At 68.1% G+C, this 9,329-nt stretch carries 8 protein-coding genes; 3 read left to right on the plus strand and 5 right to left on the minus strand.

Annotation, left to right across the window (positions count from 1 at the left end):
- The 4 genes from ACK59X_RS22395 to ACK59X_RS22410 all read right to left on the minus strand — a co-directional run.
- Positions 1–1,435: PLP-dependent aminotransferase family protein (locus tag ACK59X_RS22395; protein WP_409960586.1), on the minus strand; the 1,435-nt coding region annotated here is incomplete at its 3' end.
- Positions 1,436–2,006: 571 nt separating this feature from the next.
- The gene (locus tag ACK59X_RS22400; protein ID WP_409960587.1) at positions 2,007–3,221 is read right to left on the minus strand and encodes a fatty acid desaturase; all 1,215 of its coding nucleotides are present in this window, start codon (positions 3,219–3,221) and stop codon (positions 2,007–2,009) included.
- A 209-nt stretch (positions 3,222–3,430) separates the two neighbouring features.
- Entirely contained in the window at positions 3,431–4,702 is a 1,272-nt protein-coding gene (locus tag ACK59X_RS22405; protein WP_409960588.1) for an RsmB/NOP family class I SAM-dependent RNA methyltransferase, read from the minus strand.
- A 60-nt stretch (positions 4,703–4,762) separates the two neighbouring features.
- A complete protein-coding gene (locus ACK59X_RS22410) occupies positions 4,763–6,619 on the minus strand; it encodes a M48 family metallopeptidase (protein ID WP_409960589.1) in 1,857 nt (618 codons plus the stop codon).
- A 44-nt stretch (positions 6,620–6,663) separates the two neighbouring features.
- Here ACK59X_RS22410 and ACK59X_RS22415 point away from each other — a divergent pair, with 44 nt between their 5' ends.
- The 3 genes from ACK59X_RS22415 (at position 6,664) to ACK59X_RS22425 (ending at position 8,807) form a co-directional block, all read left to right on the plus strand.
- Positions 6,664–6,927 (plus strand): DUF1653 domain-containing protein, encoded by a 264-nt coding sequence (locus ACK59X_RS22415; protein ID WP_409960590.1) that lies wholly within the window; start codon positions 6,664–6,666, stop codon positions 6,925–6,927.
- A 206-nt stretch (positions 6,928–7,133) separates the two neighbouring features.
- Positions 7,134–8,117, plus strand: a complete 984-nt coding sequence (gene xopAW / locus ACK59X_RS22420) for a XopAW family type III secretion system calcium-binding effector (protein WP_409960591.1) — start codon at positions 7,134–7,136, stop codon at positions 8,115–8,117.
- 135 nt (positions 8,118–8,252) lie between these two features.
- Complete coding sequence (locus ACK59X_RS22425; RefSeq protein ID WP_409960592.1) at positions 8,253–8,807, plus strand: hypothetical protein; 555 nt, start codon at positions 8,253–8,255, stop codon at positions 8,805–8,807.
- Positions 8,808–8,813: 6 nt separating this feature from the next.
- Here the strand turns inward: ACK59X_RS22425 and purN are convergent.
- Positions 8,814–9,329, minus strand: a 516-nt coding sequence (purN, locus tag ACK59X_RS22430) for a phosphoribosylglycinamide formyltransferase (RefSeq protein ID WP_409960593.1), incomplete at its 5' end; no start/stop codon positions are given.

The raw sequence follows: 9,329 nt of genomic DNA on the forward strand, positions 1-9,329 counted from the left end.
GCTCACCATAGGCCCACTCCACCTCGGGCGAGAACGGCAGGCCGCAGCTCAGGCGCAGAAAGCCCTCGTAGCGCCCCGAATTCGAAAAGATCGGCCCCGGCGCCACGCGGATGCCCAGGGCCAGGGCCTGCTCGAACAGCACCATGGACGACACGCCCGCCGGCAGTTCGATCCACAGGCTGAGCCCGCCGGGCGGAATCGACAGGCGCGTGCCCTGCGGAAAATGCCGCGCCACCATCTGCACGCTGCGCTCGCGCGGCACCCTGAGGGCCGCGCGAAAGCGCCGCAGGTGGCGCTCATGGGCGGGCGTGCCCACGGTGCGCGCCGCCAGCAACTGGGCCCAGACCTGCATGTTGCGGGTGCGCGCGAACTTGAGGATCTGGATGCGCTCGTGCCAGCGCCCGCCGTTCATCCAGCCCTGGCGCAGGCCCGGCGCCAGCGTCTTGTTGAAGGACACGCAGTAGATCACCTGGCCGGTCTCGTCCCAGGCCTTGAGCGGGCGCTGGAGCACGGGTGCATCGACCAGCTCGCGGTAGATGTCGTCCTCGATCAGCGCCAGGCCGCGGCGCCGGCAGAAGGCCACCAGCCGCTCCTTGTGGCTGTCGGGCATGAGCGCACCATTGGGCATCTGCAGGTGCGGCACGACGACCACCGCCTTCAACCGCGGTTCGCTCTGCACGGCCAGTTCCAGGGCGTCGAGCGAGATGCCGGTGCGCGCGCTGCTGGGAATCTCCAGCGCACGCAGGTTCTGCGTCTCCACGGCCTGCAGCACACCGTAGAAGGTGGGGGATTCCACGGCCACCACGTCGCCGCGCTCGGTCACCGCCGCGAGCGCCAGGTTCACCGCGTCCGAATTGCCCAGGGTGGCCATCACCTCCTGCGGCGCCACGTTCACGCCGACATCCAGCGCCTGCCGGGCCATGGCCGCCTGGAACAGCGGATGGGTGCCCGGCCGCGAATGGCCCTGCACCAGTATCTCGGGAAACTCGCGCAGCAGCGCGGCGCCAATCCGGTTCAGGGTGAGGTGGTCGAACAGCTCGGGCGCAGGCATGGCAGCCCCCAGGTCCACGCGCACCTGGGCCCTGCGCCCCTGCTCCAGCCACAGCGAGATGCGCTCGTTGATGCCCGCGAACTGGGCCCCGTCGATCTGCTGCACCGGACAGCGCGGGTCGGGCTCGCTGCTGTGGTCCAGCAGGTGCACCCGGTGGTCCTGCACGAAATAGCCGACGCGGGGACGCGCCTGCACGCTGCCCTGCTCCTCCAGGGTGCGCAGCGCCTGCAGCGCGGTCGACAGGCTCACGCCGTGGCGCTGCATCAGCTCGCGCACCGACGGCATGCGCGTGCCGGGCAGCAGCACGCCCTGGGCCACCGCCTGCTGGTAGTGGTCGGCCAGTTGGCGGTACAGGGGAAGGCTGTCGTCGGAGGCTATGGGCATGGCGAGCCGATGATGCGCCGAAATCTGCTACCAGAACAGATACAGGCCATCCAAGAATCGACCATAACAGGGCAGAAATCCATGGCCTGCTCTGCCTCGTCCGTCCGGTTTCTGTGCCTGTTGCGAAGCAGGCGTCGGTTCTACGCTGGAGGCATGAAACAGCAGCACCTCCCCCCATCCCCCGCCGCCACCGGCACAAGCCGTCGGGCACAGCCCCTTCACCGCCCCGCGGAGGGTGTGCAACGCCTGGTCCTGGGCATTGGCCAAGGCCGCCTGGTCTGGCTGGACGCCGGCTGTGAGCTGCGCAGCCTGTCGGGCTCCGTCCTGCTGCGCACCGCAACCACGGCGCCCGGGGGTCAGCCGCCACCGCCCCGCCTGCGCCCCCACACCGCATGGCGCAGTCCGCAAGCAGACTGGATAAGCATCGAGGCCGGCGAAGCGCCCGCCACCCTTGAGCTGAGTGCCCCCGCAGAACAGGGTGTGGCGCTGTCCGGAACGCACAGCCATGAAAAAAGCCGCCCAGGGCACGGGGCCCTGCAGCGGCTTCGGCACAGCCTGAGAAAACTGCTCGTCAGGCGCGCGCAGCCCGCAGGCTGATCGAGAAGTCGCGCAGGGCGGCAATGCCGCTTTCTTCGGCACGGCGGCACCAAGCCTGCAGGTCGGCCGTGAGCTGCTCGCGCGACTGCGTGGTGTTGAGCCACATCTGGCGCAGCTCTTCGCGCATCGTGACCATCTTGTCCAGGGCCGGGTGCGCCGCGCGCACCTGGGCCAGCTGGGACTGGGCATTGGCGGGCACCTTCTCGGCGTCACGGTGCAGCCAGCGCTTGGCCGCCTTGAGCACCGAGGCATCGGCCTGGCGCGCCTGCAGCGCAGCGATCTCTTCGCGGCAAGCCTGGCGCACGCCGCGGGCATAGCCGGCCATGACCTCGTAGCGGTTGGCGATCAGCGCCTCCAGCGTCTTCTCATCGGCCACGGGCTTGACGTCGCCGCGCAGCAGCTTGGGCGGCACCTTCTTCACGGTGGCCCAGCCCACCTTCTTCATCAGGCTGATGTAAACCCAGCCGATGTCGAACTCATAGGGCTTGACCGAGAACTTGGCCGAGGTGGGGTAGGTGTGGTGGTTGTTGTGCAGCTCTTCGCCACCGATGATCACCCCCCAGGGCGAGAGGTTGGTGCTGGCGTCGGTCGCCTCGAAGTTGCGGTAGCCCCAGTAGTGGCCTACGCCGTTGACCACACCCGCGGCCCAGAACGGAATCCACAGCATCTGCACCGCCCAGACGGCCGCGCCGATGGCTCCGAACAGTGCCAGGTTCAGCACCAGCATCAGGCCCACGCCCTGCCAGGGGAAACGGGAGTAGACGTTGCGCTCCACCCAGTCAGCGGGCGTGCCGTGGCCGAACTTCTTCAAGGTCTCGGCGTTCTTGGCTTCGGCACGGTACAGCTCGGCACCACGCCACATCACGGTATCGAGGCCGCGCGTCTGCGGGCTGTGCGGGTCGTCGGCGGTTTCGCACTTGGCGTGGTGTTTGCGGTGGATGGCGACCCATTCCTTGGTCAGCATGCCGGTACCCACCCACAGCCAGAAGCGGAAGAAGTGCGAGGGAATGGCATGCAGGTCCACCGAACGGTGGGCCTGCGAGCGGTGCAGGAAGATGGTGACGGCCGCAATGGTGACGTGCGTCGTCGCCAGGGTGTAGAGAACGATCTCCCACCAGGCGAGATTCCACAGCCCATGGCCCAGCCAGTCGATGGCCGCGTTCAGTACAACCCAGTCGGGTAACAGCATAGTGAGAAAACCTTGTGCAAAACACCCGGCCGCCAGCGGCGGCAGGTTCCGAATTTTAAAGGGCGGCCGCTGTTTTGGATCAGCGCTTATCCACAGTATTCACGGTGAAATAGCCCCTGCGTCGCTTGCGCGACAAGGCCCATGCAACCACCGTGCCAGAGCCCTGTCCGTACAGGGACCACCTCGCCCCGGAACAATGGTCCAGCGGATTACTTCCTCGTCCACACGGCGGCGAAGAACCCGTCCGTCTGGTGCATATGGGGCCAAAGACGCAGATAGCCAGTGCCCAAGGCACCGCCGCTGCACAATTTATCAGCACCCTCGACCTTGAGCTGGGCCAGGGCCTCGCCCGCATCCAGGGGCACGAAGTCGGGATGCGCCGCAGTGAAGGCGTCCGCGATCGCCTCGTTTTCCTCGGGCAGGATGCTGCAGGTGGCATACACCAGCCGGCCGCCGGACTTGAGCAGGCGCGCCGCGCTGGCCAGGATGGCGGTCTGCTTGGCCGTGAGTTCCTCCACCGCCTTGGGCGACTGGCGCCACTTGAGGTCGGGGTTGCGGCGCAGGGTGCCCAGGCCCGAGCAGGGTGCGTCGACCAGCACACGGTCGATCTTGCCGGCCAGGCGCTTGACGCGCTCGTCGCGTTCATGGGCAATGGCGGCAGGGTGCACGTTGGACAAGCCGCTGCGCGCCAGGCGTGGCTTCAGGGCATCGAGCCGGTGGCCCGAGACGTCAAAGGCGTAAAGGCGACCGGTGTTGCGCATGGTGGCGCCGATGGCCAGCGTCTTGCCGCCCGCGCCCGCGCAGAAGTCGACCACCATCTCGCCGCGCTTGGCGTCGAGCAGCAAGGCCAGCAACTGCGAGCCTTCGTCCTGCACTTCCACCGCACCGCGGGTGAAGGCGTCGAGCTTGGCCAGCGCCGGCGTGCCATCGATGCGCAGGCCCCTGGGAGAGTACGGCGTGGACACGGCCTGGATGCCGGCCTTGGCCAGCTCCTTTTGCACGTCGGCGCGCTTGTCCTGCAAGGCATTCACGCGCAGGTCCAGCGGCGCGGCGTTTGAGAGGCTTTCCACCAGCGGCCAGAAGCCCGTGCCCAACTGGTCCTTGAGGGGCTGCACCAGCCACTCGGGCAGGTTGTGGCGATGGCGCTCCATCAGGTCGTCGGCCGTCACGGCATCGCATTGGGCGAGCCACTTCTTTTCCTGCTCGTTGAGCGCCCCCAGAAGGAAATCGCGCGGGCCATGGAAGCCCAGGATGGCCAGGCGTCGCTCCTTGGGGCCCGAGCCCGAGGGGGCCATGTGGTCGAACAGCAGTTTCTTGCGCAGCACGGTGTAGACCGTCTCGGCCAGCGTGGCGCGCTCGCGGGGCCCCAGGCCCCGGTTGTCACGGAAAAAACGCGACACCACCGCATCGGCGGGGTGTTCGAAGGTAAGGGTCAGCCTGACGAGTTCAGCGCAGGCGTCGAGAAGAGCTTTCGGGTGCATATTCCCCCGATTGTCCCACTCTGGCCCATGGATCCTTGATTTGGGCTTTTGCCGGCCCTTTCAACGTGTGAATACGGGGTCGAACGCCGAGCGCTGGATTTCCTTGAGCGTCGGCGACTCGCCCGCCCACAGCACCAGGGCCGGGCCGGGCAGACCAAGCTGGCGCTCCATGGCACGGCACAGCTGGTAGCGGCTGCCGTCGTCCATGTCGGGCAGGTCCACGAAGACCAGGTAGGCGCGGCGCTGGGGGTGCTCGCGCAGGTTCTTTCGCACCAACCAGCAGCGTTCCACATCGCTGTAGCGCACCAGCTCGGCCTGCAGCTCCTCCAGTTCGAAGGGGCTCAGGTCATGGCGCGTGGTCTGGCTGAAGAAGGAGGTGCCCGACAGCTCTTCCCAGGCGCGTTCCTCGGACTCCTGGGCGCGCTCGAGCCGCTTGCGCCACTGCTTGAAGGCAGCGGCATCGTGGTCGTGGCCCAGGCGCGGCGTTTCCAGTTCGGCCAGCGCGGTGCGCGCGGTCCAGTAGCGGTCGCTGCTGCCGGCCTCCCAAAGCCGGTGCAACAGGGCCAGCTTGCCCTCGCGGTCCTCGGGCGCCAGGCACTGCACCAGCCCGCGCAGCGCAGCCGGGTAATCGGTGCTGCGCGCCAGCGCCGTCTCGTAGAGGCCGCGCACATCGGCGCGCGGGTCCAGGTGGCGCTGCAGGCGCGCCAGTTCCACCAGCTCCGCAGCGCTGGCCTGGGGCATGCGCGCCTGCAGGACCTGGGCACGATCGCGCACCCGGCCCAGCCAGCCGTGGTGGCGTTTCCACTCGCCAGCGTTGTCGCGGCACCATTGCTTGTCGAAATGCGCCACCCAGCGCTTGGCCTCGGACCCGAGCAGTGCCAGCGCCCCACCCCGCGACCATTCGACAGGCAGGGTGGGCACAGCGTCCAGCGACTCGAGGCGGTCGCGCAGGCCTGGGTGCGTGTCGTCCACGTTGCTGATGCGCTTGAGCGCCTGGCGCAGCGCGTCGTTGGCGAATGCGGCCTCGGGCACTTCGGCCAGGCGCTTGCGCATGGCCCGGTAGGGCCCCACGGGCAGGGGATTGCCGGCGGCCTCGCTCCAGTGGCGGCCCCAGAAGTTGTCGTTCAGCCATTCGCCGCGCACCTCGATCTCGATCAGCGCGGCCGCGGCGATGTCGCGCCCCAGCAGCTTGCCGGCGATGCGGTCGGCCTCGTACTCGTCCTGGCGCGCCAGCGCGAAGGTCTTGGCCACGAAACGCGGGAAATACCAGCGCATGAAGGCCTGGGTGGCCACGGCCACGGCGCCCTCATCGTCCTCCAGGCTGCTGTTCAATCGCATCCAGGACAGCCGGGTGCGGTAGATCCAGGCCGCAAACCGGCCATGGTCGCCACGCAGGTGCCCGTATTCGTGTGCCAGCACGGCCAGAAAGCGCGGCCGGTCCAGCGCCAGCAAGAGCGGCAGGCCGATGGTCAGGTAGTTCACGGCCCCACCCAGCAGGCCATAGCGCGGCAGCTGCTGGATGCTGGCGTTGAACTCGTCGTTCAAGTAGACATGGTGGATGGGCGGGCCCTTGATCTTGCGGCGCATGCGCTCCAGGGCCTCGAACAGCTCGGGCGCCTCCAGCGCGGTGATCTCCATGCCCTTGGGCTCGTCCACCCGCACCCAGAGGGCGCGTATGCTCACCCACAGCAGGCTGGCAGCGCCCAGCAGCACCATCACCAGCACCAGCCGGAACCGGCCATACAGCAGCTGCGGAATGGCCCAGGCCAGCAAGCCCACGCCCAGTGCCAGGCAACCAAGCACCCAGGCGTAGCCGAGCGCAGCGAACGCAGCCACGCCCAGCCGGTAACGGCGACTGTTGTCGGCACTGTCCTGCTCGCTCATGCGCACCAGGTGCACGAAATCTGCCTGATCCACTGGACTTTCCCCTCAACCTTGTTCTTTATCGACCGACATACTAAATGACCGACAACGACCTGCCCGCATTGACCCCCACCCCTCCCGGCCTGTACCGGCACTACAAGGGCATGCTCTACGAGGTGATCGACACCGTGCGCCACAGCGAGACACTGGAGCCCATGACGCTGTACCGCGCGCTGTACGGCCAGCGCGGCCTGTGGGTGCGCCCCGCGGCCATGTTCGCCGAGGACGTGCTGATCGATGGCCGCCTGCGCCCGCGCTTCGAGAAATGCAGCGACGAGACTGCACCGCCTGCGCCCGCATGAACCCGCCCCTGCGGGGCGATGCGCCGAATTGAAGGGCAAACACCCGCCAGTTCGCACGATCGCCTGCGCCATTGTGTCCGCCCGGACACAAACCGTACAAACCGCGGTGACCGGAGCTTCCAAGAATGGGACACGGGCCGCTGCCGGCATTGCTCGCCGCTTCGGGGAACACAGGCCGCGGCCCGCAACCCTTGGAAGGAACGACGATGACGAGCATCACAAGCAGCGTCAGCAGTGCCTGGTCCAGTGCGAATATGCAGCGGGCGCAACAACGCCCGGGGCCCTCGCCGGAGCGGCTGCTGGCCAAGATGGACACCGATGGCAGTGGCGGCGTGAACGCAACGGAGCTGCAGGGCCTGCTGGACGATGTGTCCCAGAAGACCGGCGTGGGCAGTCAGGCCAGCGCCGCCGGCCTGGTCCAGCAGTACGACAGCGATGGCGACGGCAGCCTCAATGCCGATGAGCTGGGCAAGACGATGCAAAGCGTTCTGCCCCCGCCGCCGTCGACCATGGCCTTCGCACAGTCGCGCAGCGACAGCAGCACGGGCGCTACGGGACAGGCAGGCGACGACCTGTTCGGCAAGGTGGATACCGATGGCGACGGCGGCGTGAGCCAGACCGAACTCCAGGCCCTGCTGGAAAAGATGTCCGGCGGCACGGAGGGCACGACCGGCGTCAGCAGCGGCGAACTGTTCAGCGAGCTCGACGCAGATGGCGATGGCAGCCTCTCGGAGGCCGAATTCGACGCCGGACGGCCTTCGGGCGAGGCCGGAGGTGGCGTGGTGGCTGGCATGCCACCGCCACCTCCAGGCGGTCCGGGCGGTGCGTCGGCCAGCGGCGGCACCACCTATGACCCGCTCGATACCAACGAGGATGGTGTGGTCTCGGCCGCGGAGCAGGCCGCGGGCGCAACCCAGGCGGATGCGATCACGGCGCTGTTCAAGACCATCGATACCGACGGCGACAGCAGCATCAGCAGCGCGCAGGCACAGTCCTTCATCAGCCAGTTGACGAGCCAGTTCGCCAGCGCCACGGGTAGCACGGAATCCGCGTCCCGCAGCGAATCGTCCGGCAGCGGGCAGACCACGGACCTCGTGAAACTGGCCCAACTGGCACGCAGCCACTACGAGGCCGCAGCCGGCTCCTGGTCGCGCAGCACCAGGGGCGCCAGCCTGAGCGCACCGGCCTGACACAAGACGGCGTGGAGGTGTGAGGCCCTGCGCCCGCACCTGCACGCCGTGCAGTCCTACAGCATCCCCCGGGAGTCCGGGATATCTTGATAGCCATTGCCCAGGCCTCCATGCCCGAGGGCCCGGAGCACTTTCATGGACTATCTTTTGCAAGGAATATTCAGCGACAAATCGCTGGCCAAGGTCGTAGGGTTCTTCACCCGGCAGGCCGATGCGGATATCGCGGTGCGCCGCCTTCTGCGCTTGCCCGGCATGGCGTCCGACCAGGTCCGGCTGCTGGGGCCGGAGCAGGCCCGGTTGCGCGCGCGGGATCTGCTCACCCAGACATTGGAGCCGCAGCCGCAGGGCTTTGTCACCACCCTGGTCCGCACCCACGCGATTGCGGGCTGCGCTGGCGCCGTACTGGGCCTGCTGGCCTTTGGCTTCCTGATCGCCACCCATGAACCTGCGGTGCTGAACAGCCCGTTGCTGGCGTTCATCGCCATCGTGGGCTTCGGCACCACCTTCGGCCTCATGCTGGGCGCGCTTGCGGCATTGCGGCCCGACCGCATCTGGGTCATCAGCCAGGTGCGCTCTGCCCTGCGGCGCCACCAGTGGGTGGTGGTGGCCCACGCCACCGATTCGCACCAGACCGTGCTCGCCCAGGACTTGCTGGAGAGCAGCGAAGCCCAGGTGGTGCGCACCCTCTGAGCGCGATCAGCCCAGCGCAGCCATGAATGCCCGCACGGCACGCGGGTAGATCACGTGCTCCTGGGCCTGCACCCGGGCCGCCAGAGTTTCGGCCGTGTCCCCCGGGAGTACCGGGACTGCTGCCTGGTCCAGGATGGGGCCCACATCCAACTCATCAGTGACCTGGTGCACCGTGACGCCGGCGACCTTGCAGCCGGCATCGATGGCGCGCTGGTGGGTGTTCAAACCCGTGAAGGCAGGCAGCAGCGAGGGGTGGATGTTGATCAGCCGACCGGCATAGCGCGCGACGAAGCCCGGCGTCAGAATGCGCATGTAGCCCGCCAGCACCACCCGGGCGGGTTGGTAGCGGTCGTTGGCCTGGGCCAGGGCCGCGTCGAAATCCTCGCGGCTGGCAAAGGCCTTGTGGTCGAGCGCCTCGGCGGCAAGGCCTCCGCCGCGCGCGAAGGCCAGGCCCGGGGAATCGGCCTTGTTGCTAAGCACGGCCGCCACGCGGGCACCGGGGCGGCGCGCCCAGTCCTCCTG

This window comes from Acidovorax sp. (genome assembly GCF_046339755.1).
In the GTDB taxonomy this organism is placed as follows: domain Bacteria; phylum Pseudomonadota; class Gammaproteobacteria; order Burkholderiales; family Burkholderiaceae_C; genus Acidovorax.